This is a genomic window from Roseateles sp. P1_C6, assembly GCF_056406315.1.
In genome coordinates this window covers 81,053-106,197 of sequence record NZ_JBFUAK010000011.1, presented here as the reverse complement: position 1 = coordinate 106,197, position 25,145 = coordinate 81,053, and the positions used below count along the sequence as shown (strand labels likewise).

General features: G+C 69.2%; 18 protein-coding genes. 8 read left to right on the top strand and 10 right to left on the bottom strand.

The window, feature by feature from the left end:
* The first annotated feature begins 89 nt into the window (after positions 1 to 89).
* Both AC1D29_RS23170 and AC1D29_RS23165 read left to right on the top strand, forming a co-directional pair.
* Positions 90 to 2,594 (top strand): glycoside hydrolase family 2 protein, encoded by a 2,505-nt coding sequence (locus AC1D29_RS23170; RefSeq protein WP_477901881.1) that lies wholly within the window; start codon positions 90 to 92, stop codon positions 2,592 to 2,594.
* A gap of 159 nt (positions 2,595 to 2,753) precedes the next feature.
* On the top strand, positions 2,754 to 5,834 hold the full coding sequence (locus AC1D29_RS23165; protein ID WP_477901879.1) for a TonB-dependent receptor: 3,081 nt from the start codon (positions 2,754 to 2,756) through the stop codon (positions 5,832 to 5,834).
* 234 nt (positions 5,835 to 6,068) lie between these two features.
* Here the strand turns inward: AC1D29_RS23165 and AC1D29_RS23160 are convergent, their stop codons facing one another.
* From AC1D29_RS23160 to AC1D29_RS23145, 4 genes are all read right to left on the bottom strand, one after another.
* Positions 6,069 to 7,349, bottom strand: coding sequence for a response regulator (locus AC1D29_RS23160; RefSeq protein ID WP_477901877.1), 1,281 nt, complete (start codon positions 7,347 to 7,349; stop codon positions 6,069 to 6,071).
* 92 nt (positions 7,350 to 7,441) lie between these two features.
* A complete protein-coding gene (locus AC1D29_RS23155) occupies positions 7,442 to 8,977 on the bottom strand; it encodes a tryptophan halogenase family protein (RefSeq protein ID WP_477901875.1) in 1,536 nt (511 codons plus the stop codon).
* A gap of 59 nt (positions 8,978 to 9,036) precedes the next feature.
* Complete coding sequence (locus AC1D29_RS23150; protein WP_477901873.1) at positions 9,037 to 10,428, bottom strand: GH1 family beta-glucosidase; 1,392 nt, start codon at positions 10,426 to 10,428, stop codon at positions 9,037 to 9,039.
* Positions 10,429 to 10,451: 23 nt separating this feature from the next.
* On the bottom strand, positions 10,452 to 11,381 hold the full coding sequence (locus tag AC1D29_RS23145; protein WP_477901871.1) for a PfkB family carbohydrate kinase: 930 nt from the start codon (positions 11,379 to 11,381) through the stop codon (positions 10,452 to 10,454).
* A 128-nt stretch (positions 11,382 to 11,509) separates the two neighbouring features.
* Here AC1D29_RS23145 and AC1D29_RS23140 point away from each other — a divergent pair, with 128 nt between their 5' ends.
* From AC1D29_RS23140 to AC1D29_RS23130, 3 genes are all read left to right on the top strand, one after another.
* Entirely contained in the window at positions 11,510 to 12,559 is a 1,050-nt protein-coding gene (locus AC1D29_RS23140; protein WP_477901869.1) for a LacI family DNA-binding transcriptional regulator, read from the top strand.
* A gap of 127 nt (positions 12,560 to 12,686) precedes the next feature.
* A complete protein-coding gene (locus tag AC1D29_RS23135) occupies positions 12,687 to 14,168 on the top strand; it encodes an MFS transporter (RefSeq protein WP_477901867.1) in 1,482 nt (493 codons plus the stop codon).
* 10 nt (positions 14,169 to 14,178) lie between these two features.
* Positions 14,179 to 15,390, top strand: a complete 1,212-nt coding sequence (locus AC1D29_RS23130) for a glycoside hydrolase family 27 protein (RefSeq protein WP_477901865.1) — start codon at positions 14,179 to 14,181, stop codon at positions 15,388 to 15,390.
* Here the strand turns inward: AC1D29_RS23130 and AC1D29_RS23125 are convergent.
* Positions 15,384 to 16,025: an NAD(P)-dependent oxidoreductase gene (locus AC1D29_RS23125; protein WP_477901863.1), complete on the bottom strand. Its 642-nt coding sequence runs from the start codon at positions 16,023 to 16,025 to the stop codon at positions 15,384 to 15,386. The two genes, AC1D29_RS23130 and AC1D29_RS23125, sit on opposite strands and share 7 nt — an antisense overlap.
* Positions 16,026 to 16,124: 99 nt before the next feature.
* On the opposite strand from AC1D29_RS23125, the gene AC1D29_RS23120 reads away from it, so the two are divergent.
* Positions 16,125 to 17,003 (top strand): LysR family transcriptional regulator, encoded by an 879-nt coding sequence (locus AC1D29_RS23120; protein WP_477901861.1) that lies wholly within the window; start codon positions 16,125 to 16,127, stop codon positions 17,001 to 17,003.
* Positions 17,000 to 17,602: a DUF1294 domain-containing protein gene (locus AC1D29_RS23115; RefSeq protein ID WP_477901859.1), complete on the top strand. Its 603-nt coding sequence runs from the start codon at positions 17,000 to 17,002 to the stop codon at positions 17,600 to 17,602. The genes AC1D29_RS23120 and AC1D29_RS23115 overlap by 4 nt, the downstream gene beginning before the upstream one ends.
* Here the strand turns inward: AC1D29_RS23115 and AC1D29_RS23110 are convergent.
* The 5 genes from AC1D29_RS23110 to AC1D29_RS23090 are packed head-to-tail and all read right to left on the bottom strand — an operon-like array spanning position 17,599 to position 24,074.
* Positions 17,599 to 18,261 carry a 2-keto-4-pentenoate hydratase gene (locus AC1D29_RS23110; RefSeq protein WP_477901857.1) on the bottom strand — a complete coding sequence of 221 codons (663 nt, stop codon included), beginning with the start codon at positions 18,259 to 18,261 and terminating at the stop codon, positions 17,599 to 17,601. The two genes, AC1D29_RS23115 and AC1D29_RS23110, sit on opposite strands and share 4 nt — an antisense overlap.
* A 57-nt stretch (positions 18,262 to 18,318) precedes the next feature.
* The gene (locus AC1D29_RS23105) at positions 18,319 to 19,083 is read right to left on the bottom strand and encodes an IclR family transcriptional regulator (RefSeq protein ID WP_477901855.1); all 765 of its coding nucleotides are present in this window, start codon (positions 19,081 to 19,083) and stop codon (positions 18,319 to 18,321) included.
* On the bottom strand, positions 19,064 to 19,834 hold the full coding sequence (kduD, locus tag AC1D29_RS23100; protein WP_477901854.1) for a 2-dehydro-3-deoxy-D-gluconate 5-dehydrogenase KduD: 771 nt from the start codon (positions 19,832 to 19,834) through the stop codon (positions 19,064 to 19,066). Before kduD ends, AC1D29_RS23105 begins: the two co-directional genes overlap by 20 nt.
* A gap of 2 nt (positions 19,835 to 19,836) precedes the next feature.
* Positions 19,837 to 22,236, bottom strand: a complete 2,400-nt coding sequence (locus tag AC1D29_RS23095) for a TonB-dependent receptor (RefSeq protein WP_477901853.1) — start codon at positions 22,234 to 22,236, stop codon at positions 19,837 to 19,839.
* Positions 22,237 to 22,271: 35 nt separating this feature from the next.
* Positions 22,272 to 24,074, bottom strand: coding sequence for a hypothetical protein (locus AC1D29_RS23090; RefSeq protein WP_477901851.1), 1,803 nt, complete (start codon positions 24,072 to 24,074; stop codon positions 22,272 to 22,274).
* On the opposite strand from AC1D29_RS23090, the gene AC1D29_RS23085 reads away from it, so the two are divergent.
* The gene (locus AC1D29_RS23085) at positions 24,073 to 25,137 is read left to right on the top strand and encodes a LacI family DNA-binding transcriptional regulator (protein WP_477901849.1); all 1,065 of its coding nucleotides are present in this window, start codon (positions 24,073 to 24,075) and stop codon (positions 25,135 to 25,137) included. The genes AC1D29_RS23090 and AC1D29_RS23085 overlap by 2 nt on opposite strands.
* Positions 25,138 to 25,145: the final 8 nt, after the last annotated feature.

Genomic DNA, 25,145 nt, shown 5'->3' with positions numbered 1-25,145 from the left:
ATCGCCGGCGTTCGCGTGGAGAAACAGAATGCGCAACAAGTTAATGTTTAGCGATTGCCTTGGCGGCAGCCGCGAGGACCCGGAACGCAGTGATCTCCGAACGCCTGATCGATCTTCATGAGGGCTGGCAGCTGGCCGAAGCGCCGCATGGCGCAGGCCCTGCCGCGCTGGCCGCCTTGGCCGCAGATGCCTGGCTGCCCGCCGCGGTGCCGGGCTCCGCGCATGGCGCGCTGCTGGCCGCAGCGCGCGTGCCCGACCCGTTCTACGGCCGCAACGAGGCCGAGCTGCGCTGGGTCGGCGAGCGCAGCTGGGCCTGGCGGCTGGGCTTTGACGTGGCTGGCGAACATGCACCGCACGAGGACCTGGTCTTCGAGGGCCTGGACACCTATTGCACGGTCTGGCTGAACGGCGTGCAGCTGCTCGCGGCCGACAACATGTTCGTGCCGCGGCGCGTGGACGTGCGCCAGCACCTGCGGCCGGGTCGCAACGAGCTGCTGCTGCGCTTCGACCCGCCGCTGGCCCGCGCCCGCGAGGCCGAGGCGATGCACGGCAAGCGCCAGCTGTGGAACGGCGACAGCGCGCGGCTGCATGCCCGCAAGGCGCAGTACCACTTTGGTTGGGACTGGGGCCCGGAGCTGCTCGTCAGCGGCCCATGGCGGCCGGTGCGCCGGCACAGCTGGGCGGCGCGCATCGACAGCCTGCAGGTGCGCAGCGCCGTGGACGTGGCCGGACGGCGGGCGACGCTGCGGGTGGCGGCGCAGGTCGACGGCGCCGCGGTGGGCCTGCACTGTGTCTTCGAGCTGCTGGACCCCGAGGGCCGCAGCGTGGCCCGGCGCACGGTGCCGGCCGATTCGGCTCAGGCCGTGCTCGACGTGGCCGACGCCCGCCTGTGGTGGCCGCGCGGCCTGGGCGAGCAGCCGCTGTACACGCTGGTGGCGCGGCTGCTGGACGGCGACCGCGTGCTGGCCGAAGACCGCTGCCGCACGGGCCTGCGCACGCTGCGCCTGCTGCAGGCGCCGGTGCAGGGCGAGGCGGGCAGCAGCTTTCATTTCGAGGTCAACGGCCAGGAGATGTTTGCCGGCGGCGCGAACTGGATCCCCGACGACAGCCTGCTGGAGCGCATCACGCCGGCGCGCTACCGCGAGCGCGTCGCGCAGGCGGCCGACGCGAACATGAACATGCTGCGCGTCTGGGGCGGCGGCATCTACGAGCACGAGGCCTTCTACGAGGCCTGCGACGAACTGGGCCTGCTGGTCTGGCAGGACTTCATGTTCGCCTGCGGCCTGTACCCCGCGCATGAAGGCTTCCTCGCCAGCGTTCGCGCCGAGGCTGAAGGCCAGGTGAAGCGGCTGCGCCACCACGCGTGCCTGGCGCTCTGGTGCGGCAACAACGAGGACTACATGCTGGCGGAGTCCGTGGGCCTGGCCGGCCCCGGCGTGCCGGCCGAGCGCTTCGAGGCGCGCGCCATCTACGAGGGCCTGCTGCCCCAGGTCTGCGCGGCGCTGGACCCCGACCGCGTCTACTGGCCCGGCAGCCCGTTCACGCCGGGCAGCGACGCCAAGTCCTCCGACACCACCATCGGCGATCGCCACAGCTGGGAGGTCTGGCACCAGCAGATGCTGCCCTACCAGCGCTACGGCGACGTGCAGGCGCGTTTCGTCAGCGAGTTCGGCATGCAGTCGCATCCGTCGCTGGTGCTGTTCGAGTCGGTGCTGCCCGAGGCCGAGCGCTTCCCTGAGAGCCGCACGGTGCAATGGCACAACAAGGCCGGGTCGGCCAGCGGCCCCGACGGGCACCGACGCCTGGCCGTGTACCTCGCCGACAACCTGCGCGTGGGCCCGACGCTGGCCGAGCATGTCTACGCGACGCAGTTCGTGCAGGCCGAGGCCATGCGCGTGGCCTACCAGGACTTCCGCCGCCGTTGGCAGCAGCCGGGTGCGCGCGCCGTCGGCGGGGCGCTGGTGTGGCAGCTCAACGACTGCTGGCCCGTGACCAGCTGGGCGCTGATCGATTCGGCTGGCACCGTCAAGCCGGCCTGGCACGCGGTGCGCCGCGCGCTCAGCGCCATGGCCGTGGCCGTGCGGCTGGAAGCGGGCCAGGCGAGGCTGGCCGTCATGAACGGTACGGCCGCGGGCTGTGCCGTGCGCCTGCAATTGCGGCTGTTCACGATGGACGGGCGCTCGCTGGCCGACAGCTCGGCTGACCAGCAGGTGCCGGCATCGTCCAGCGTGGAGACGACGCTGCCGCTGCCGGCGACTGACGAGCCCGTCGTCGCCGAGGTTTGCGCCCGCGACGCACAGGGCCGCGAGCTGGCGCGCGACTGCGCCTGGACGGAACCTTTCAAGTTCCATTCATTGGCCGGCGCGCGCGTGGCCATCGAGCCACACGGCCAGGCGTTGCGCCTGAGCTCCGACCGGCCCGTGAAGGGCTTGTGGCTGCGGCACCAGGGCGTGGCTTTGGCGGACAACTTCATGGACCTGATGCCTGGTACCGAGTACGTCGTTCAATCAAGGATAGCGCTACCAAACGAAATTCAAGCGGTCGCGCTGGACCTGCCGGCATGGCAGATCGACCTGGCCAGTAGAGGAGGTTGATGCCACTAAACATGCGTGTATGCCCTATCCCTGATAGTCCCAATGCTGGGCGGGGCAAAGATTGTTAGCGTTACCAAATACCTGCGGCGCCTGAAGCCAGCAGGACCGACACGAGGCCCGCAAGGGCTGGATGTTTCCCACCAAAGAGGAGCAAAGAGGATGAGACATTTCAAGCGGACAACGCTGTCGCTGGCGGCAGTCCAGGCCATGGTCTGGGCGGCGGCACCGGTGATGGCACAGAACACGCCTGCGCCCGCGCCGGCAGCCACCCCTGCGGCGGCCAAACCCCCCCAGGCCCTGGAGACCGTGGTCGTGTCGGGGCGGCGCGCGGCGCTCGCGAATGCGCAGAAGCTCAAACAGGAGTCGGACGAGATCGTCGACTCGGTCGTCGCGGAGGAGATCGGCAAGCTGCCGGACCGCTCGGTGACCGAAGTGCTGCAGCGCGTCGTGGGCGTGGCCATGGACCGCGTGTCGGCGTCCAACGACCCGGTGCACTTCTCGGCCGAAGGCTCGGGCGTCGTCATCCGCGGTCTGACCTATGTCAGCTCGACGCTGAACGGCCGCGAGACCTTCAGCGCCAACCAGGGCCGCACGCTGGGCTTCGAGGACGTGCCGCCCGAGCTGATGTCCGGCGTGGACGTCTACAAGAACCCGTCGGCCGAGCAGATCGAGGGCGCCATCGGCGGCCTGGTGAACCTGCGCACGGCCATGCCGTTCGACTTCAATGGCTTCAAGGCCTCGCTGTCCGGCAACATCACGCACAACTCGCTGAACGGCAAGAACAAGCCCAGCGTGTCGGGCCTGCTGTCCAACACCTGGGACACGCCCATCGGCAAGATCGGCGCGCTGATCGACATCGCGCATTCGCTGAGCTCGGCCCGCACCGACGGCATGGTCGTCGACCCGTACTACATCGCCAACGCCACGTCCAAGCAGTGGAACCCGCGCGACATGGGCTGGCGCCAGCAGTCCTACGAGCGCACCCGCGACGGCTTGTACGGCGCGCTGCAGTGGAAGAAGGGCGACGTCGAAAGCTCGCTGAGCTTCTTCCGCTCCAAGTACAACTTCGACTGGAACGAGTTCAACGTCATCGCCCAGACCAACCCGTATGACGTCAACGTGCTGTCGGGCACCTATGACTCGGCGGGCGTGCTGCAGAAGGGCGTGCTGACCGGCAAGGCGAACGGCGACGGCACCTACCAGGGCATCGAGGTCGAGAACCAGACCCGCTTCTCCAAGCGCGCGTCCAAGACCGACGAGCTGTCCTGGAAGATTGCCGGCAAGGTCAACGAGCAGCTGACGCTGACCTCGGATTTCCAGTACATCAAGTCCCGGACCAACAACTTCGACTCGACCGTGGGCGCCGCGGTGCAACTGCCCAAGGAGACCGTCGACCTGACCGGCACGCTGCCGCGCCTGGCCTTCGACGCGAGCGACCTGGCGACGCTGAACGACCCGTCCAAGTACTACTGGTCCATGATGATGGACCACCTGGACAAGGGCAAGGGCACGCAGAAAGCCTGGAAGGGCGACGCGCGCTACGTCTTCAAGGACCACCCCATCCTGAACGACCTGCGCGTGGGCGTGCGCATCGCCCAGCGCGATGCCGAGACCATCAACAGCAACCCCAGCTACAACTGGGCGTCCATCACCCACGCCTGGCAGCAGGGCTGGAACATCGGCGACCTGGCCTGGGTCAACAAGACCGACATCCCGACGTTCAAGAACAACTACGCCGGCTTCTTTGGTGGCAAGTACAACATGCCGGGGCTCTACTTCCCGGCGCAGTCCGTCGCGATGGACTGGCCCAACAGCTACGTCAAGCTGCACCAGCTCTACCTGGACCAGTGCAAGGCTTTCAAGCCTGACTGGATGGGCGCGGGCCAGACCGGCTGCGACCAGTGGCACAGCATCCAGGGCGGCCTGGAGTGGAACCCCACCTCCTTCGGCACCGACCCGCAGGGCCGCAACACGCAAAAGGAAACGACCACGGCGCTGTACTCGCAGCTGCGCTTCTCCTTCGAGGAAGTGGGCTTCCCGGTGGACGGCAACGTCGGCCTGCGTGTCGTGCGCACCAAGAACGAGGCCGACGGCTACACGACGCTGCAGGCCGCGACCGTGCCCGCCAACGCGACCGGCGTGCCCGTTGCGCCGCTGACGCCGTTTGCGAAGGCGCAGACCTTCAGCAACAACTTCACCGATGTGCTGCCCAGCCTGAACATGCGCTACAAGGCCGCGCCGGACCTGCAGTTCCGCTTCGCGATCGCCAAGGCCATCGCACGGCCGCAGTTCAACCAGATGCAGGCCTACCTGCCGATGACGCAGAGCATCGAGCTGGACCAGCAGGCCGTGCCGCCCAACGTGAAGAAGGTCAGCTACACCGGCACCGCATCAGGCAACCCGATGCTGACGCCGATCAAGTCGACGCAGGAGGACCTGACGGCCGAGTGGTACTTCGCCAAGAACGGCTCGCTGACGGTGGCGGCGTTCAACAAGAGCCTGAAGGACATCATCGTCAACCAGGCCTTCAACTACGTCGTCAAGGACAACAACGGCAAGGACGTGACCTTCGTGCTGAACGGTCCGGTCAACGGCGCCAAGGGCCATGCCCGCGGCCTGGAGATCGCCTACCAGCAGTACTTCGACGGGCTGCCCGATTTGCTGCAAGGCCTGGGGCTGCAGGCGAACTACACCTTCGTCGACAGCAAGATGAAGCGCTACAACTCGGTGTACTCGGCCTACTGCTCGGCGGGTGCGGGGCAGGACAACCTGAACCTGTACATCAACGGCTGCGACACCGATGGCCGCGCCTTTGGCGACGTGCCGCTGCCCAACCTGTCGAAGAACACGTTCAACATCTCGCTGCTGTATGACCGTGGCCCGATCTCGGCACGGCTGGCTTACAGCTGGCGCGGCAAGTATCTGTACGGCGTGGCGCTGAATTCCGACAACACCGGCCCGAACCAGACCAATGTGCTGGACACCAACCCGGCGAGCGCCACCTACAACCAGCACGACGTGGGCATCCCGCTGGGCCTGCCGCTGTGGGCCGACAACTACGGCCAGCTTGATGCCGGCCTGCACTACAAGTTCGACAGCGGCCTGTCGGTGGGCTTCGAGGCGCAGAACATCACCAACAAGACCTACAAGCAGTTCATGCAGCAGCACATCGGCATGCTGGGGCACAACTACTTCACGTCGGGGCGCCGCTACACGGTGAACATGCAGTACAGCTTCTGAGTGACTGGCGGGCTTGCCCGCGCACGCAGATCGCAAGGCCCCGTGGCGCAACCGCGGGGCCTTTTTCATGTGCGCGAGCGGTGCTCCTGCTGACCCGCCGCCCATGCCGTGCGCCGGGGCGACCCCTTCGCCGTGTGACGTTCTGTCACGATCATCGCCCGACCAGACGTCGGGCGAGGACTGCCAGCGCCACCAACGAGTGCGCCGGTCGCTCCGACGTCGCGACCCGGGGGCTCAGCCCTCCATGGAAACGGGCCGCCCCGGCAGCACCCGGTGCAGTTCGTCGGCCAGTGTTTCCAGGTTCATGGGCTTGCTGAGGTAGCCATCCATGCCGGCACTGAGGCAGGCGTTGCGCCGCAGCACGGTATCGCCGGCGGTGGCCGCCACGATGGGGAACGGGGGCAATGTGCCCACGCGTTGCAAGGACCTCAGGTGTTCGCTGGCTTCCAGCCCATCCATGACCGGCATGTCCACGTCCATCAGCACCATGTCCGGTGGCGCGTCGCAGCACGAGTCGAGCGCTTCGATGCCATCACCGGCGACCGCCACCTGGTACCCCAGCGCTTCGAGTTGACCACGCGCCACGATCTGGTTCACAACGTTGTCGTCGACGACGAGGACGCGCCGGCTTTCCTGCGCATACAGGGGCGCGGGCGATGTCAGCCGCGACAGGGCTGTCGACGTGCGGGTGTCGACGTGGGCGGTGAAGTGCGCCAACTCCCGCGGGCTGAGCGGCAGCACCCGGATGTCGACCGGGCAGCGGCGCCGCAGGCGCAAGGAGTCGGAGCCGGACACCACGGCCAGTACCGCCCGGAGGCTGGGAAAGGCCTGCGCGATCTGTTCGAGCAGGGGCAGCTCCTCGCCGTCGTGCTCGGCAACGATCATCAGCAGCGGCGCCGAGCCGGCTGACATTGCCGCTGCTGCGTCTTCCGTCCGCTCGAACGACATGACCTGCCAGCCCAGCTGGCGCAAACTGATCTCGACCGAGTCCAATGCGCCCGGCAGCGCGCTGACCAGCCATGCCATGGTGCTGCCTGCGTCGGGCGTGTGTTCGAACGGGGGTTCTTCCGCCGCCACGTCGCCGCTCAGGGAAATCACGAGGCCGTTCTGCCCGGCGTCGACGAACTGGACCGAGCCGCTGGTGGCCGGACACAGGCCTTGCGCATGCGGCACAAGGCCTTGGTCAGGATCGGCATCCTCTGACACCAGATGCAGACGCTGCAGCACGCCGACGGCGTCCCTCGGCCGGTACGACCCGGTGCCGGCGGCGTGGATGACGATGCTGCTGCGTCCGAAGACCGGCGCATCGACTTCCGCGCTGAACATGACATCGCCGGACTCGAAGCAGTCGACGATGCCGAGCATGATGCGGTGGATGCCCGCCCTCAGGTATGGCCCAGGATCATGAAGCTCCAGGCGCGGCCCGCGACAGTCGAAATGGACGGCAAGACCTTTCCTTCGGGCGTGCGGCAGCACGTCGCGCGCGCTTTGCGTGAACAGCTCTGAAAACTCCATGGGCACACAATTCCTGACACTCCGCCAGGGTAAGCCCTAACTGGTTGCCACATCGTTTCAAAATGTGGCCGGCGCGCGTGCCGACGGGGCGTTTAGGCCAAGCCAGGGCTGGCGCAGTAGCGCCTGACGAACTCCGCGTGGTCGGGCATGACGGCCACGCATTGCGCGATGGTGTCGGAGATGCCCTTCATGTAGTTCGCCGTGTCGTCGGCGTTCTGCAGCTCGGTCAGCGCCAGCCAGCCCTTGGAGCGCAGGTTCTGGCCTTCCATGACCTCCAGCCAGCTGGGCTCGCGGAAGAGGTCGCCCTCCTCGTAGATCAGCCGGCCGCTGGCGGCGTAGAGGTCCATGCGGCGACGCAGCGACGCGGGAATGTCCATGGCCGCGCAGACCTGCCAGAACGCCGAGTCGTCGCGCTGGTTCAGGTGGTAGTGCAGGATGATGAAGTCGCGCACCGACTCGTAGCGGAAGCGGCTCTGGCGGTTGTACTCGGCGATCTCCAGCGCATTGAAGCCGCGGTGCGGGAAGTACTCGATCAGCTTGGCCACGCCCATCTGCACCAGGTGCAGCGCCGTGGACTCCAGCGGCTCGACGAAGCCGGCCGCCAGGCCGATGGCGACGACGTTGCGCTGCCAGGCCTGCTTGCGCATGCCGGTGCGGAACTTGATGAGGCGCGGGTCGGCCAGCGGCTTGCCGTCGAGGTGCTTCAGCAGCGTGTCGGCGGCCTCGTCGTCGCTGACGTGCTGGCTGGCATAGACATGGCCGTTGCCGACGCGGTGCTGCAGCGGGATGCGCCACTGCCAGCCGGCGCGGTGCGCCGTGGAACGTGTGTAGGGCAGCAGCGGCCCGGTCGATTCGCTGGGCACGGCGACGGCGCGGTCGCAGGGCAGCCAGTGACTCCAGTCCTCGTGGCCGGTGTGCAAGGCCTTCTCGATCAGCAGCGCCTGGAAGCCCGAGCAGTCGAGGAAGAGGTCGCCTTCGACCAGCTCGCCGCCTTCCATGCGCACGGCGCGCACATGGCCCTGGGTCGGCCCAGGCTCCGCGTGCAGCAGCACGTCGACGACCTTGCCCTCCGTGCGCCGCACGCCGCGTGACTCGCTGACGCGGCGCAGGAACTTGGCGTACAGCGACGCGTCGAAGTGGTAGGCGTAGCCGATGCTGGCCAGCGGCGAGTTCTTCATCTCCGGCTGGGGCAGCATGAAGCGGTTCGCCTTGGCGGCCATGTTGGACAACGCGTACGCGTCCAGCGGCAACGCTCGGCCCAGGGCGCGCATGCGCAGCCAGTACTGCCAGAAGTCCACCGGCCACAAGGTCTCGCGGCCGATGCCGCCGAAGCCATGGATGTAGCGCTCGCCGCGCCGGCCCCAGTTGACGAATTCGATGCCGAGCTTGAAGGTGCCTTGCGTGGCCTTCAGGAACTCGGCCTCGTCGAGCTTGGCCAGGCCGTTGAAGACGCGGATGGGCGGGATGGTCGCCTCGCCGACGCCGATGATGCCGATCTCGTCGGACTCGATGAGGCGTATCTCGTAGGGGGCCTTCAGTACCGCGCTCAAGGCCGCGGCTGACATCCAGCCCGCGGCGCCGCCGCCCACGATCACGACCCGCTGCAGCGGCTTCGCCGAGTTCTCCATTCACTGTCCCCGTGTCTTTGGCGCGAGTCTAGGGACGCGCTCCGCCCGGCGCATGGGCGCTATCCCGCAGCGCGCTCGCGCAGGAAGTCGGCATAGGCCAGCGCGCTGCGCTTGAGCGTGCGCTGCTGGGTGTCGAAGTCCACATGCACGAGGCCGAAGCGGCGCTCGTAGCCGAAGGCCCACTCGAAGTTGTCCAGCAGCGACCAGATGAAGTAGCCGCGCACGTCGACGCCGTTTTCCATGGCCCGCGAACAGGCCGCGAAATGAGCCTTGATGTAGGCCTGGCGTTGCAGATCGTCGACCTCGCCGGCGCTGATCTTGTCGTCGCTCGACATGCCGTTTTCGGTGATGTAGAGCGGCGGCAGGTTGGGGTAGTCGCGCTTGAAGGCCTCGAAGAGATCCTGGAGGCCCTGCGGGTAGACCTCCCAGTCCATCGTCGTGCGCTCGACGTCGGGGTGGCGCACCCAGTCGATGGTGTCCGGGCCCTTGGAGCGCAGCACGGCACGGCTGTAGAAGTTGATGCCCAGGTAGTCGATGGGCTGCTTGATGAGGTCCATGTCGCCGGGCAGCACCAGCGGCTCGCAGCCCTTCCACAGCCGCCACAGGTCGGCCGGGTATTCGCCCTTGAGCAGCGGGTCCAGCACCCAGCGGTTCTGGTAGGTCTCGAAGAGCGCCGCCGCGTCGCGGTCCGCGGCCGTGTCGCTGTCGGCGTAGCCCGGCGCACAGTTGGCGACGATGCCGTGCAGCGCCGTCGGGTCGTTGGCGCGCAGGATCGGCAAGGCCAGGCCGTGGCCCAGCAGCAGGTGGTGCATGGCCTGGGCGGCCCAGCGGTTGGATTTGAGGCCCGGCGCGTGGTGGCCGTCGCCATAGCCCAGGTAGGCCGAGCACCAGGGCTCGTTGTGCGTGGTCCAGGCGGCCACGCCGCGGCCACCCAGCTCGCGGCTCATCAGGTCGGCGTAATCCGCGAAGCGGTAGGCCGTCTCGCGGTTCAGCCAGCCGCCCTTGTCTTCCAGGTGCTGGGGCAGGTCCCAGTGGTACAGCGTCACGAAGGCGCGGATGCCGCGCTCGCTCAAGCCATCCAGCAGGCGCTTGTAGAAATCGATGCCGCGGCTGTTGGGCTGGCCGGCCTCGTTCATGACGCGCGGCCACGCGATGGAGAAGCGGTAGGCGTCGACGCCCAGCCGCTTCAGGATGTCCAGGTCTTGCTCGAAGCGGTGGTAGTGGTCGCAGGCCACGTCGCCGTTCTCGCCGCGCAGCACCTTGCCGGGCGTCGCGCTGAAGCGGTCCCAGATGGACTCGAGCCGGCCGTCCTCGTGCACCGCGCCCTCGATCTGGTACGACGACGTGCCGGCACCGAACAGGAAGTCGCGTCGGTGCATGGGCGAGCCGGCCGGCGGGGCGACGAGGTCGGCCAGCGAGGGGCGGAGGGTGGGCGGTGGGGTCAGGTCCATGGGGCGGGCAGTCCGGAGCGGGATCAGGGGGAGGAGGGCGGCAGCGCTTGCAGCGCGTCGCGCCAGGCGGCGAGGGCTTGGGGATGGGTGGGCAGCGGCCCGCGCAGGCCGCAGATGAAGGCCGCGTAGCGGTTGGCCAGCGCCAGCGTGGCCGGCAGCTCGCGCTGCAGCGCCAGGCCGGCCAGCAGCAGCGCGGTGAAGGCGTCGCCCGCGCCGACCGTGTCGACCAGCCGCGGCTGCAGCAGGCCCGCGCCATGGGCCAGCAACTCGCCGCCGGGGCCGTAGAAGCGCCAGCCTTCCGCGCCACGGGTCAGCACCAGGCGCTGCAGTGCAAAACGGTCCATCAGCGCGGCGATCTGCGCCGCCTCATGGGCCGTCGCGTCGGCAAACCAGCCGGCCAACCGCGCCAGTTCGTCGTCGTTGACCTTGACCCAGTCGGCCAGCATCAGCGACTCGGCGGCCAGCTGCGGCGTGTCCGTGCCGGGGCGCAGGTTCAGGTCCAGCAGGCGCAGGCCGGCGAAGGGCTTGACGAGGGCGCGCAGCGCCGCGCGAGACGCCGGATGGCGCTGCGCCAGGCTGCCGAAATAGATGACCGACGCCGGCACGGCAGCCAGCGCCTCACGGCCGAGCCCGGCATCCAGATGGTCCCAGGCCGCGTCGCCGTGGATCTCGAAGCTGTGGCCGCCGCCCGGCGACTCATGCACGCTGACGCGGCCGGTCGCATGGCCGGCGTCGCGCTGGATGCCTTGGTCCGCCAGTTCGTAGCGCCTGGCGCTCTGCAGCACGAGGCGGCCGTTGTCGTCGTCGGCGCCGATGCGGCTGATGAACAGCGCCGGCACGCCCAGCGCCGCCAGTGAACGCGCGACGTTGAACGGCGCACCGCCGGCCACCGGGCCGTCGTGGAACTCGTCGATCAGGGCTTCGCCGAGGACGGCGATGACGGCAGGGGACATGAAAATATTCTAAGCAACATAACGTGTTTAGTGAACAATGGCGGTTATCAGGGTGTTCCAGCAGGTCTGCCCGCCAATGCCACAATCCTTTTCATGAGCGGTGCTAAACAGACGCGGGAGCTGGGGTGATGGCCGAGAAGCGTGGCGTGACGATTCGCGAGCTGGCCCAGGCCGCCGGGGTGTCCATCGGGACGGTGTCGCGGGCGCTGAAGGGCCAGCCCGGGCTGTCGGAAGAGACCCGCGCCGAGGTGCTGGCGGTGGCGCAGCGGCTGGGCTATGACACGGCCAAGCTGCGCACCGGCAAGCCGCGCCGCATCCTGTTCCTGTACAGCCGCAGCATCGGCTCGCTGGCCAACAACCCCTTCTATTCCTATGTGCTGCATGGCGCCGAGACGGCCTGCCGCGAGGCCGGCGTGCCGCTGAGCATCATGTCCGTGGTGGCCGGCGATGACGTGGCCGGCCAGGTGCGCCGGCACGAGTCCGACGCGCTGCTGGGCGCGGGCTACTTCGACCCCGAGGCCATGGAGGCCATCCGCCGCTGCGAGCTGCCGCTGGTGCTGGTGGACCATTTCTACCCCGGCGTGCGCTGCGTCAACGACGACAACCTGCTGGGCGCTTGGCTGGCCACCAAGCATCTGCTGGATGGTGGCGCGCAGCGCGTGGCGGCCATCTTCGGCCCGCTCATCCACTACTCGGTGTCGCTGCGGGCCAAGGGCTTTCGGCGCGCGCTGTTCGAGGCCGGCCGCTTGTTCGACCCCGACTACGAGGTCACGCTGGACCCGGCGCTGGAATACCGCGACGCCGGCCGCGACGCGCTGCGCCGCCTGCTGGCTTTGCCGCAGCCGCCGGACGCCATCTTTGCCTATAACGACTCGACCGCGCTGCACGCGATGGACCTGTGCCACGAGCTGGGCCTGCGCGTGCCCGAGGACATCCGCTTCATCGGCTACGACGACATCGAGGACGCGGCGCGCAGCAAGCCGCCGCTGTCGACGGTGAAGATGGACAAGGAGGCGCTGGGCCATCTGGCCGCGCGCGCGCTGATCGAGGGCGAGACCGCGCCGACCGAGGCCTCGCTGCCGGTAGAGCTGGTCGTGCGCGAAAGCTCGGTGCTGCCCGCCGCCGAGGCGGTGCCCGTCAAGGCGCGCGCCCGGCGCCCGGCGACCGCGGCGGGCTGACCCGCTGCGCGCGGCGGCGCGGCCGCCTAGGTGTTTGCACCGCTTCTCGTTGGTTCGTTCGTCGAACGAAAATCTCGCTGTTTACTAAAAACGCCGCCGCGTCTTGCAGGCGGCGAAGGAGACAGTGGTGATTGCCGATCCAGAAGGGGCCGCCGCGCCTTTGATGCCTGGTGCTGCCAGCGCCCCCGCGGCCACGCCGGCCCCGGCATCCGCGCGCGACCGTGTGCCCGTGCCGCAGAAGATCGGCTTCGGCCTGGGCTCCTTCCTGGACATGTGGGGCCACTGGCTCTACCAGTCGCTGGCCTTCCACGTCTTCAACGTCTTCCTGGGCGTGGCGCCGGGGCTGATCTCGACGGTCATCTTCCTGAAGATCGCGGTCGATGCCGCCTCGGACGCGCTGTTCGGCTGGCTGTCCGACAACACCCGCACGCGCTGGGGGCGCCGGCGGCCCTTCATCCTGGTCGGCGGCGTGCTGGCCGGCATCGGGTTGCCGCTGATGTTCGCGGTGGGCCGTGGCTGGACGGACAGCGAGTACTTCGTCTTCATGCTGGTGTCGACCTGCCTGTACGTGCCGGTCATGAGCTGCTTCAACATGCCCTGGAACAGCCTGGGCGCGGAGATGACGCCCGACTACCACGAGCGCACGCGCGTCATGTCGTGGAAGAACGCGATCCAGAAGCTCCCCGAGCTGGCGATGTTCGTGGCCGCGCAGTTCACGACGCTGGCCTTTTTCAACGACGCGAGCGGCAAGCCCGACATCCTGCTGGGCGCCCAGGTCTACACCGCCATCCTCGGCGGCATCATGGTGGCCGTCTCCGTCGCCATCTTCCTGCTGACGCGCGAGCGCTACTACGAGAGCGTCGTCGCGCGCGGCAGGCAGCGCGTGCCCTTCAAGGACACGCTGTACCGCACGTTGAAGAACAAGCCCTTCCGCCAGATGCTGGGCACCATGCTGGCCTACAACATGGCGACGTCCATGGTGGGCCTGCTGGGCTACTACGCGACGGTCTATTACGTCTGCGGCGGCAACGTCGTGGAGGCCACGAAGTGGAACTCCCTGATGGGCATGGCCGGCCTCGTGTGCGGCCTGGTCGGCATCGTCTTCGCCGGCTGGGTGGCCAGGCACTGGGGCAAGCGCAACGCGCTGATGACGGTGCTGGTGCTGGGCATCGTGGCCTTCATCGGGGACTGGTTCTTCTACAACCCGCAGCTGCCCTGGCTGCAGCTGTTCGCCAGCGGCGGCGTGGCCTTCATCGGCGCGGGCTTCTGGACCATCTACGGCTCGGCCATGGCCGACATCATCGACCACGACGAACTCGGCAGCGGCCAGCGCCGCGAGGGCTCGTTCGCGGCCTGCGGCTCGTGGATTTCCAAGGTGGGTCTGGCCCTGGGCAACGGCGCGTCGGGCTGGGTGCTGATGTTCACCGGCTTCAACGCCAAGCTGCCGGTGCAGGGCGAGGATGCACTGCTGCTGATCCGCATCTTCCTGTCCGGCATCCCGATCTGCGGCCTGCTGGTCGCGCTGTACATCGTCTCGCGCTACTTCCTGACGGAGAAGCGCATGCATGAGATCCGCGCCGAGCTGGAAGCTCGCCGCGGCACCGTCTGAGGAGTTCGCCATGACTGCCACCTGGCCGGGCCGCGCGCTGCTGGCCTTGTCGACCTGCCTGGCGTTGTACGCCCAGGCAGCCCCCCATGAAACGCTCAAGCTCGACGCCGCCAAGCCAAAGCTCGCGCCCACGCCGCCCATGGGCTGGAACTCGTGGAACAAGTTCGCCTGCAACGTCAGCGAGAAATTGATCCGCGAACAGGCCGACGCGATGGTGGCCTCCGGCATGAAGGCCGCCGGCTACACCTACATCGTCATCGATGACTGCTGGCAGAAGAGCCGCGACGCCGACGGCAACATCCAGGCCGACCCCGAGCGCTTCCCGTCGGGCATCAAGGCGCTGGCCGACTACGTGCATAGCAAGGGCCTGAAGTTCGGCCTCTACTCCGACGCCGGCGCGCTGACCTGCGGCGGCCGGCCCGGCAGCGCGGGCCATGAATTCCAGGACGCGCGGCAGTACGCCAAATGGGGCGTGGACTGGCTGAAGTACGACTGGTGCTACACCGGCCCGCGCAACCCCGAGGCGGCCTACACCATCATGGCCAAGGCGCTGCGCGAGTCGGGCCGCGACATCGTGCTGTCCATCTGCGAATGGGGCTCCAGCCAACCCGGCCGCTGGGCCGCGCCCATCGGTCACCTGTGGCGCACGACGGGCGACATCTGGGACGCCTGGAAGGGCAAGAAGGAGTGGTCGCACGGCCTGCTGGACATCATCGACATGAACGCCGACCTGTGGGCCGACGCGGCGCCCAACGGCTGGAACGACCCCGACATGCTGGAAGTCGGCAACGGCGGCATGACGACGACCGAGTACGAGAGCCACTTCTCGATCTGGGCCATGCTGGCCGCGCCGCTGATCGCCGGCAACGACATGGCCAAGATGGACGCCGACACGCGGCGCATCCTGACCAACGCGGAGGTCATCAAGGTCGACCAGGACCCGCTCGGTCGCCAGGGCCGCCGCATCTGGCGCCAGGGCGACCTGGAGATCTGGGTGCGCACGCTGGCGGGCGGTGACCGCGCCGCCGTGCTGTTCAACCGCGGCGACAAGCCGGCCGACATGGCCGTCGGCTGGGAGCAGCTGGACCTGCCCGCCAAGCTCAAGGCCGATGTGCATGACCTGTGGTCCGGCAAGAAGGCCAAGGGCGTCAGCGGGCGCCATGGCGGCACCGTGGCGCCGCATGGCGTGCTGATGTATCGAATCTCGCCGGCGGTTCAGTAACCCGCGGTGAAGCGGCCGCGGCGGTGCTGCGGCGCTTCCAGCTCGTTGACGATGGCCACGGCCAGGTCGGCCACGCTGAGGTGGCTCTCGCCCTGGGCGTCGAACACCGGCTCCTCGCCACCGAGGCGGAACTGGCCGGTGCGCGCGCCCGGCGCCAGGTGCATGGCGGGCGACACGAAGGTCCAGTCCAGGCCGGTCTTGTCGGCGCGCAGGCGGTTCAGCACCTCACGGGCGGCCAGCGCGCCCGACTTCCATTCGGCGGGGAAGGCTGGCGAATCGACCAGCTGCTGGCCCGGCGCGATGAACAGGCTGCCTGCGCCGCCGACGACGAGCAGGCGTACGCCGGCCGCGCGCGCCGCGTCGGCGATGGCGTCGCTGCCAAGCAGGAAGTCGTCGTGCAGGTTGGGGTTGCCCCAGCCGGCGTTGAAGGCGCTGACGACGGCGTCCACGCCGGCCAGCTCGGCCGCCAGCTCCCCACCGGCCAGCACGTCCACGGCGCGCACGTCCAGCCCGGGGCGGGCGGCCAGCTTGGCCACGTCGCGTTGCAGCGCGCGGACCTGGTGGTCACGGTTCAGCAGTTCTTCCAGCACGGCCTTGCCGACAAAGCCGGTGGCACCGATCAGGGCGATCTTCATGGTCTGTTCCATCTGTCAGGTTGCGATTGAGTCATTGTTCTTGCTTCACAATGCCTTGATAAGACGGCCTTGATCGCCAGAACTGTTTAGAAAAACTTCATGCTCGACCAACTCAAACGCATGGCCGTCCTGGCCGCCGTCGTGCGCCACGGCAGCTTTGCCGCCGCCGCGCGGCAGTTGCGCACCAGCACCTCGGCCGTCAGCCAGCAGGTCAGGGCGCTGGAAAAGGACATGGGCGTGACGCTGCTGCACCGCTCCACGCGCAAGCTCAGCCTGACGCCGGCCGGCGAGCGCTTCCACGCCGGCTGCGCGGCCATGGTGGCCGCGGCTGAAGCGGCGCAGGCGCAACTGCTGCAGCTGCGCGATGCGCCCGAGGGTGAGCTGCGCATCGCCATGACGGTGGGCTTTGGCCGCCGCATCGGCCCGGCGCTCGCGTCGCTGCTGGCGGCCCACCCGGGCCTGCGCTTGCACCTGCAGGTGGAAGACGGCCTCACCGATCTCGTCGAGCACCGCATCGACCTGGCCGTGCGCTTCGGTCGCCTGCCGGACAGCCAGTGGGTGGCCCAGCGCATCGGCACGCTGCACACCAGCCTGTATGCGGCGCCGGCCTACCTGGCCCAGCGCGGCGTGCCGGCTACGCTGGAGGCGCTTCATGCGGCCGACTGGCTGATGCTGCAGGACGGCACCGACCAGGCCCGCCGACTGCCCGGCAGCGAGTTCAGCGTGCAGCCGCGCTACACCAGCAACAACCAGCTGACGCTGCAGCAGCTGTGCGAGGCCGGGCTGGGCGTGGCGGCGCTGGGTGACGAGGACGTGCTCGACGCCGTCGCCGCCGGCCGCCTGCTGCGGCTGGACACCGAACTCGCGCTGCCCGAGCTGCCCGTGTGGGCGCTGACGCCGCAGCGCGACGCCCAGCCGGCCAAGGTCCGCCACGCCATCGCGGCGTTGAAGGCCAACCTGACGGACACCGTGCGATGAAGGGCGTGCTGACCCAGTGGGACGACGCCAAGGGCTATGGCTTCATCACGCCCGATGGCGGCGGGCCCAAGGTCTTCGTCCACATCAAGGCATTCGGCTTGCGACCCCACAGGCCCTTCGTCGGCGAGCGACTGAGTTACCGCGAAGGCCAGGACAACCAGGGCAAACGCCGGGCGCTGGACGTGCAGAGCCTGGCGCCGCGCCCGATGCCGCCCATCCCGACGGCCCGCGACCACGGTCGCGTCGTGCTGCTGATCCCGGCCTTCGCCGTCTTCGTGCTGGGCTGCCACCTGCTGTGGGGTTTGCCGAACGCGGCCTGGGGCGCCTATTCGGCGATGAGCATGGCGACCTTCATCACCTACGCGCTGGACAAGCGCGCCGCCCAGCGCGGTGGCTGGCGCGTGGCCGAGAACACGCTGCACGGCCTGGCGCTGCTGTGCGGCTGGCCGGGCGCGCTGCTCGCGCAGGAGCTGCTGCGCCACAAGAGCGCCAAGCCGGCCTTTCGCCGTCTCTTCTGGCTGATGGTGGTGCTGAACGTGCTGGGCTTTGCGCTGCTGTTCACGCCGCTGCGCGAGTGGGCGATGCAGCGGTTTTTCTAGAACGCGAACTCGCCCAGGCCGTCGATGCTCAGCGTGCCGTGGGCGACACCGGTTGTGGGATGCAACCCACCCCAGGCACCCGTCGTCACGACGGTGCCGGCCGGCAGCGCGCGGCCGTGGCGGGTGGCGTGCTTCAGCCAGGCCGGCAGCACGCCCGCCGGGTCGGCCAGCGAATGCCCGCCGCGCCGCACGATGTCCGGCTGGCCGGCGATGGCCAGGCGCCATTCGAGCTGGGCCCAGTCCAGCGCCTTGAACGGCTGCCAGGGGCCCAGCAGCAGCCCGGCGTTGGACTGGTGATCGGCCATGCGCAGCAGCGCGGGTGCCGCCAGGCCTTCCGCCCAGCGCGAGGCGACCAGCTCGACGGCGATGCACATCGCGTCGGCGGCGCCATCCGGGCCGATGCGCAGCGCCACCTCGGCCTCGACGCCCAGCGGCGCCGTGCTGTTGACCGGGTTCACCGGCGAATGGCTGAACGGCCCCTGCGCACTCGCGCCGCCGGACTTCCAGCGGTCCAGCGGCCAGCCCAGCGCCGCGGCCACGCCCTCCTGCACGGCATAGGCATCGGCTTCGTCGCGCACGGTGTCGATCCAGTCGGCGGCGTTCAGCCTGGCGCCGCTGCGATGGCAGGCGGTGAGTCGTTCGATGAGGGCTTGGGTCATGTCGTGGTCAACGGCTGGGGGGCAGGGCACCAGTGTCGCGGACGCCGCCGCGCCGCTTCACGCAGCCGCTTGACGATTCGCGGGCAGGTGGGTGCAGCCCAGGCCCAGCGAGATCGCATTGACGGCGGCGCGCAGGCGCGGTGCCAGTGTGGCGAGAGTGTCGCCCCGCAGCCGGCTGGCCGGCACGTGCAGGGCCAGGCCGGCGATGGCCTCGTCGTGGTGGTCGAAGAGGGGCATGGCGACGCTGCACAGGTGCGGCAGGCGCAACACGCTGTAGCCCTGCGCGCGGATGGCTTGCAGTTCGGCGTCCGGGCCGGGCGTCGCATCCCAGGCCAGCACGGCCAGGCCGAGGGCGCACTGCCGCAGCGGCTCGCGGTACCCGAACGGCGTTGACAGCCCCAGTGCGTCGCGCGACTCGGCGCGGTGCACGTGGATGATGTTGCCGCCGTCGCGCAGGCCCAGTTGCACCAGCTCGCCCGTCGCGTCGGCCAGTGCGCGCATGGCGGGTTCGGCGACGGTGAGCAGGTCCGGGCTGCGCAGCGCCCGGGCGCCGAGCTCGAAGACGCGTGCCGTCAGCGTCCAGGCATCGCCGTCCGCGTGCAGGTAGCCCAGGCCGGCGGCCGTGCGCAGCACGCGTTCGGCCACCCGGGGCGACAGCTCGGCCTGCGCGGCCAGTTGCCAGGTCAGGGCGCCGCGGCAGTCGGCCACGGCGTTGAGCAGCGCGAAGACGTGGTGGACGGCCGCGATGCTGTTCTTGTCGGCCGGGCCGCGCCAGCGCGGGCCGGGCGCCGGCAGTTCGCGGTCAGCGCGCCAGCCAGCCACCGTCGACGGCCAGCGTGTGGCCGTGCACGTAGTCGGACGCGTGCGAGGCCAGGAAGACGATGGCACCGCGCAGGTCGGCCGGCGCACCCCATCGGCCGGCGGGGATGCGCGCGAGGATGGCGTCGTTGCGCTCGGCGTCGGCACGCAGCTCGGCCGTGTTGTTGGTGCTCATGTAGCCCGGCGCGATGGCGTTGACGTTGATGCCCAGTGCCGCCCACTCGTTGGCCAGCGCGCGCGTGAGCCCCAGCACGCCGCTCTTGCTGGCCGTGTACGACGGCACGCGGATGCCGCCCTGGAACGACAGCATGGACGCGACGTTGATGATCTTGCCGCCGCCTCCCTGGGCCACGAAGCGCCGCGCCGCCGCCTGCGAGAGCTTGAAGACGGCACCGAGGTTGACCGCCATCACGTCGTCCCAGTCGCTTTCGCTGAAGTCGATGGCGGCGCGGCGGCGGATGACGCCGGCGTTGTTGACGAGGATGTCGATGCGGCCGTTCAGGCCCGTGGCTTCCTCGATCAGGCCCTGCGCGTCGGGCCGTTTGCCCAGGTCGGTGCGCAGGTCGACATAGCGCCGGCCCAGGGCCGCCACCTCGTCGCCCAGGCCACCAGGGTCGGAGCGGTTGATGCCGACGATGTCGGCGCCGCCCTGGGCCAGGCCCAGGGCCATCGCGCGGCCCAGGCCGGTGTTGCAGCCGGTGACCACGGCCGTGCGGCCGCCGAGGTCGAAGAGATCCGAGACGCCGGCGTTCATGGTCAGAACTTCACGTCCAGCCGGACAGCCATGTAGCTGAAGGCGTCGCGGGCCGGCGTCCACGTCGTGTGCGCGTACGAGGCGCCGCTGTTGACGGGGTTCACGCGCCAGGTGCCCAGGCCGCTGTAGCCGGTGTTGGCGTAGTGGCGGTCGAACAGGTTGTTGACGTAGAAGCCCAGCTGGTAGTTGCCGCCCTTGTCCTTCACGCCGAAGCCGACGTTGACGACGGTGATGGCCGGCGCGGCCAGCGTCGGATCCTGGTTGATGTTGGTCAGCACGCCGGTGCGGCGGCGCAGGTTGCCGCTGAAGAACAGGTTGAAGGGGCCGTCCGGCAGCGCGACGTCGTAGCGGCCGGACATGCCCAGCTTCCACTTCGGCGCGTTGGGCATGGTGCCGCCCGTCACGTCCTGCGTGTTCTGGCCGCCGTAGGCAGGGTTGTTGCGCACGCACTCGAGGTTGAAGCCGCCGTTGGGCGAGCCCGCCACGTTGTAGCAGGGCGCGTTGGGCCAGTCGGACACGGTGGCCTTGGTGTAGGCCACGTCGGCGTTGACGATGAAGTTGGGCGTGACCAGGGCCGCCACGTCCAGCTCCACGCCGCGCGTCTGCACGCCGCCGATGCTGCTCAGGCGCGTCACATAAGTCGTCGTGCCGGGCAGGTAGCCGCCGGAGTTCTGCTGGTAGTCCCTGAACTTGGTGTTGAAGACGGCGAGGTTGACCGTCAGGCGGTTGCCGAAGAAGTTGCCCTTGGCGCCCAGCTCCCAGTGGCGGGCCGATTCGGAAGGCACCGGCTGCTGGGCGGCCGTTGCGGCGGTCAGGCCGCTGGTGATGTCGTAGGCCTTGCCCTTGTAGCCGGTCGACGTCATCACGTAGCCCATCAGCCCGGGCGTGAACTGGTGCTGCAGGCTGAGCTTGCCGGTCGTGGAGTCTTCCTTGTTGCCGCGGCTGGTGTAGGTGGCCGTCGGCGTAAACGTGGCGGGCGGCGGGTTGCCGAGGGTGAGCGAGTAGCCCGAGACCTGGCGGTTCTGGCGCAGGCCGGCGACGAGCGTGTAGCCGGGCGTGAACTCCCACGTGGCCTGGCCGAACAGGGCGGTGTTGCGGTTGGAGGTGTCGCCAAAGTAGGCGATGGGCGTGGACAGCGCGATGCCGTCGAAGCCGCGCACGAAGGTGCGGTCGATGGCGTTGCTGGCCCACCAGAGGCCGGCCACGTAGCGGAAGTTGCCTTCGTCCGCCGACGTGAGGCGCAGCTCCTGCGTCTTGGAGTCGATCAGGTAGGTGCCGTACTGCACGTAACCCGCGTCGCGGCCCTGGGTGGACTTGCCCGCGGTGATCGGGTAGTACAGCAGCGTGTGGACGTCGGTGAAGTCCTGGTCGCGGTAGTCGTTGGCCGTGTAGCGCTGGGCGGACGTGATCGACGTCAGCGTCATGCCATTGGGCATGGCCCAGTTGATGCGCAGGGCCGCGCCCTTGATCTCGGACTCGATGCCCGTGGGCGAATCCATGCGGATGTCCCGGTTGGTGGGGCCGGGCGTGATGCCGGCCAGCAGCGTCGTGGCCGGCAGGGCGGCGACGCCGTTCTGATAGCCGGCCAGCTGGTTGTTGGTGCCGAAGCTGGTCAGCGCGAAGGTGCAGCAGTCGTTGCGGGTCTTGTTGTAGGTGGGCGTGAACTCGACGTCGATGTCCTCCGTCGGGTGCCAGGCCAGCTTCATCATCAAGGTGCGGTCCTTGCTGCCGTTGACCTTCTTGCCGGTGGACAGGTTGTTCAGGTTGCCGTCGAACTCGCTGGCGGCAGCCGCGATGCGCATGCCGAGCTTGGGCGCGATCTCGCCGCCCACCGAGAAGCGCAGCCGCTTCTCGCCGTCGTTGGTGATGAGGGTGCTGGCGTCGCCGCGGATGGCGCTGCCGATGGGCTTGGTCGTGATCAGCAGGGCGCCGGCGATGGCGCTCTTGCCGAACAAGGTGCTTTGCGGGCCCTTCAGCACCTCGACGCGCTGCACGTCGGCCAGGTCCTTGAAGGCCATGAACTGGGCGCCCATGGGGATGTCGTCGATGATGACCGACACGTCGGACTCGACGCCGATGCCGATGGACGACGTGCCGATGCCGCGCATGTTCAGGCCGTTGTTGGCCGGTGTCGTGCCGTAGGTGACGCTCAGGGCCGGCGTCAGCTCGATGACGTCCTCCAGCGAGCGCACGTTGCTGCGCTCCAGCCGTTCGGCGGTGAACACCGAGATGGCCAGCGGCACGGCTTCCAGCTTCTCCACGCGCTTGTTGGCCGTGACCTCCACGCGCTCCAGCTGGTTCTTCTCGCTCTTGGCCGCCTCCTGCGCCTGCGCTGCCGGCGCCAGAAGGCCGAGCAGCGCGGCGGCGATGGGGGTCAAGGGGCTGGCTTTGATCCTGTGCATTTGTTGTCTCCGTTTTATTGATTGGCGTGGGTGGTCTACCGGTAGCTCAGCGTCCACCGGAGGGAAAGCGGGGCGGCCATCTGCGTGGCCGTGCCCGAGAACTGAAGGTGCGTGCGGGCCGGGCCGCTGGTCAGCGGGCGCAGCGCGTCGGCGGCCGGCTCCTGGATGGCCAGGCGCTCGAAGCCTTCGGCCTCGAAGCGAGTGACGGTGCCGGCGTCGAAGTCGACGGCCGAGCCCTCGGGCCGCGCGCCCGACGAGAAGCAGGCGAACGCCAGGCTCAGCGACGCGACCTGCACGGTGGCGGTGGGCGTGAGCACGTCGCGGCGGCTGATGCGGCCGGGGCCGAAGCGGTACTCGGTGAACAGCGAGACGCGCGTGTCCAGCCTGGGCTGCTTGGCGCCGACGAGGTTGAGGCCGGGCTGGCGATAGCTCACCACGTGCTCGTCGCCGTCCTGCCAGCTGCGCAGCTCCTGGATGAAGGACGTGGGCAGCAGCACGCTGCCGTCGGCCAGCACCAGCTTGAACAAGAGCTGCGGGTGGGCGGCGCCGCTCTCGGCCCGGCCCTCGATGACGCGCGGCGAGAACGGGATGGGGTAGTAGGGCGCGTTGTCGTGCTGGCCCGTGCCGCCGTTGATGAGCGGCAGCGTGAAGGCGAGGCCACGGTCGCGGCGCACGGCCAGTGCGCGGTCGTAGGTGCCGCGGGCGAACCAGTTCAGCGTGAAGCCGGGCTGCGTGCGCGCCAGCCAGTCGCCCAGGTCCGGCGGCGGGGCCAGGTCTGCCAGGCCGGCCTCGGTCAACAGCTCGCTGGTGGACAGCAGCTGGTGAATGATGGAGAAGTTTTCGCCCAGCATGCGATGCGGGCCGCGATAGCCGTCGGTGCTGCGGCCGCCCTTCCACAGGTTGACCGAGTGCAGCACCGGGTCGAACCAGAAGTCCACGTACTTGGCTGCGGCGCGCACGCAGTGGGCGTAGGCGTAGCGGCGCTCCTCGTCGCCCAGCACGCCCAGGCAGGCGGCCGTGGCCAGGATCTCGACGACGGCGGTGTCGCCGTAGGGGCCGATGCTGCGGCCGAAGCCGAAGCCGTCGCCCGCCGTGTTGGCGCATTGCAGCGCCAGCTTGGCGGACTGCGCGAGCAGGCGCTTGAGCCGAGGCGTGACAGGCAGCTCGGTCTCGATGAAGCGCTCGCAGAACTCGGCGGCGAGCAGGATGCTGTAGCGATCGAAGCGACCCTCGCCCTCGGTCTCGTCGGAGAAGCCGAACTCGCCGGAGTAGCGCTCGTAGTGGTCCAGCGTCTTGGCCAGCAACGCCTCGCTGGCGCTGGCGTCCTCCCACCCCAACAGCATGCGCAGCCGCGCGATGCCGAAGGCGACGCCGTAGTAGTTGGTGGGCAGCGCCTTCAGCCGCAGCGTCTTGGCGTCGACGAAGACGCGCCAGTCCAGCCGCGCGCGCAGTCGCGCCACGCTGTCGGCGTCGATGGCCGAGTCCAGCAGGCCGGCCTTGCGCAGCCGGTTCAGTGCCATCAGCGCGTAGTAGATGCCCCAGCTCTCGACGGGCATCTGGCTGATGAGGGCCATCAGGCGCCGGCTGCCGGCGAGATAGCCCGCGAAGGCGGCGTCGTCGCGCGGCGTCAGCGTCAGCAGGTGGGCCAGGCCGATGGCGACCTTGCCGGGCAGGAACACATCGCCCTGGCCGAACACCGGCGCGCCGTTGAAGCGCGTGTCCGCGCCGTCGGCATCCAGCAGCTTGAAGTAGTGGGCCAGCTGCGGCAGCAGGTGCTGGCGCACCAACGCGTTCAGCGGCATGGCCTTGAGCGGCGGCTCGTAGCGATCAGCTGGCATGCTGGCTCCGATCGCACCGGCGTTGGTAGAGAATTCGCGCCAATCCAGCGCCGCCCACAAGCCCATCGTGTCCTCCACCAAGTCCCCAGCCACCCTGCGCGATGTCGCCGAGCTGGCCGGGGTGTCGACGGCGGCGGTGTCCAAGTACGTCAACGGCAAGCAGCGCTTCACGGCCGCCGTCGAAGGCCGCATCGCCGCGGCTGTCGAGCAGGTGGGCTACCGCTCCAACCTGGCGGCACGCAGCATGGTCACGGGCCGCTCGGGCGCCATCGCGGCACTCGTCTACGGCGTGGAGAACCCCTACACCGCGGCCGTCATCAAGGGCGCGAGCCGCGCGGCCACGGCGCTGGGCTACGACCTGCTGTTCGTCGACCTGCTGCAGAGCGAGTCGCCCGAGCGCGAGCTGGCCCGCGTGACCGGCATGCAGGTGGACGGCATCGTGCTGGCGGCCGCGCTGCCGGCCGCCGCGCGCAAGCTGCTGGCCAGCTACGGCCGGCCCTTCGTGGACCTGGGCCGCGCGAGCGAGCCGTTCGAGGCGCCGAGCGGCGACGAGCAGGCCGCGGCCATGCTGGGCCGTTATTTGCTGAGCCTGGGCCACCGCGACATCGCCTACATCGCCTGCGATGCCCAGCCCGGCAATGCCGAGCGGCTGCTGGGCATGACGCGTTCGCTGCAGGCGGCGGGCGTCGAGCTGGCCGTGCACCAGGTGGTGAACCCGACCGCCGAGGACGGTGCGCGGCTGGCGTCCAGCCTGCTGCTGGGCCAGAAGCGCCCGCAGGCGATCGCGACGTGCAACGACCTCATCGCCATGGGCCTGATTTCCGAAGCCCGCCATTTGGGCCTGGCCGTGCCGCAGGACGTGTCGGTCGCCGGCATCGAGAACATGCCGTTCGGCCGCTTCCTGAGCCCGCCGCTGACCAGCGTCGAGCTGCATGCCGACCTGCTGGGCGAGTGGGCGATGCGCAACCTCGTGGCCACCATCGACGGCGAGGAGCCGCCGGCCAAGGCGCACGACTTGACGCCGCGGCTCGTCGTGCGGGGCTCGACCAAAGCCGCCGCCTGATTGGTGTC

What these genes read in the sequence shown, in the direction of transcription:
- AC1D29_RS23165 (WP_477901879.1), top strand. Translation starts at nt 2,754, where the DNA reads ATGAGACATTTCAAGCGGACAACGCTGTCGCTGGCGGCAGTCCAGGCC.
- AC1D29_RS23160 (WP_477901877.1), bottom strand. Translation starts at nt 7,349, where the DNA reads ATGGAGTTTTCAGAGCTGTTCACGCAAAGCGCGCGCGACGTGCTGCCG.
- AC1D29_RS23155 (WP_477901875.1), bottom strand. Translation starts at nt 8,977, where the DNA reads ATGGAGAACTCGGCGAAGCCGCTGCAGCGGGTCGTGATCGTGGGCGGC.
- AC1D29_RS23150 (WP_477901873.1), bottom strand. Translation starts at nt 10,428, where the DNA reads ATGGACCTGACCCCACCGCCCACCCTCCGCCCCTCGCTGGCCGACCTC.
- AC1D29_RS23145 (WP_477901871.1), bottom strand. Translation starts at nt 11,381, where the DNA reads ATGTCCCCTGCCGTCATCGCCGTCCTCGGCGAAGCCCTGATCGACGAG.
- AC1D29_RS23140 (WP_477901869.1), top strand. Translation starts at nt 11,510, where the DNA reads ATGGCCGAGAAGCGTGGCGTGACGATTCGCGAGCTGGCCCAGGCCGCC.
- AC1D29_RS23130 (WP_477901865.1), top strand. Translation starts at nt 14,179, where the DNA reads ATGACTGCCACCTGGCCGGGCCGCGCGCTGCTGGCCTTGTCGACCTGC.
- AC1D29_RS23125 (WP_477901863.1), bottom strand. Translation starts at nt 16,025, where the DNA reads ATGAAGATCGCCCTGATCGGTGCCACCGGCTTTGTCGGCAAGGCCGTG.
- AC1D29_RS23120 (WP_477901861.1), top strand. Translation starts at nt 16,125, where the DNA reads ATGCTCGACCAACTCAAACGCATGGCCGTCCTGGCCGCCGTCGTGCGC.
- AC1D29_RS23115 (WP_477901859.1), top strand. Translation starts at nt 17,000, where the DNA reads ATGAAGGGCGTGCTGACCCAGTGGGACGACGCCAAGGGCTATGGCTTC.
- AC1D29_RS23110 (WP_477901857.1), bottom strand. Translation starts at nt 18,261, where the DNA reads ATGACCCAAGCCCTCATCGAACGACTCACCGCCTGCCATCGCAGCGGC.
- kduD (WP_477901854.1), bottom strand. Translation starts at nt 19,834, where the DNA reads ATGAACGCCGGCGTCTCGGATCTCTTCGACCTCGGCGGCCGCACGGCC.
- AC1D29_RS23095 (WP_477901853.1), bottom strand. Translation starts at nt 22,236, where the DNA reads ATGCACAGGATCAAAGCCAGCCCCTTGACCCCCATCGCCGCCGCGCTG.
- AC1D29_RS23085 (WP_477901849.1), top strand. Translation starts at nt 24,073, where the DNA reads ATGCTGGCTCCGATCGCACCGGCGTTGGTAGAGAATTCGCGCCAATCC.
- AC1D29_RS23090 (WP_477901851.1), bottom strand. Translation starts at nt 24,074, where the DNA reads ATGCCAGCTGATCGCTACGAGCCGCCGCTCAAGGCCATGCCGCTGAAC.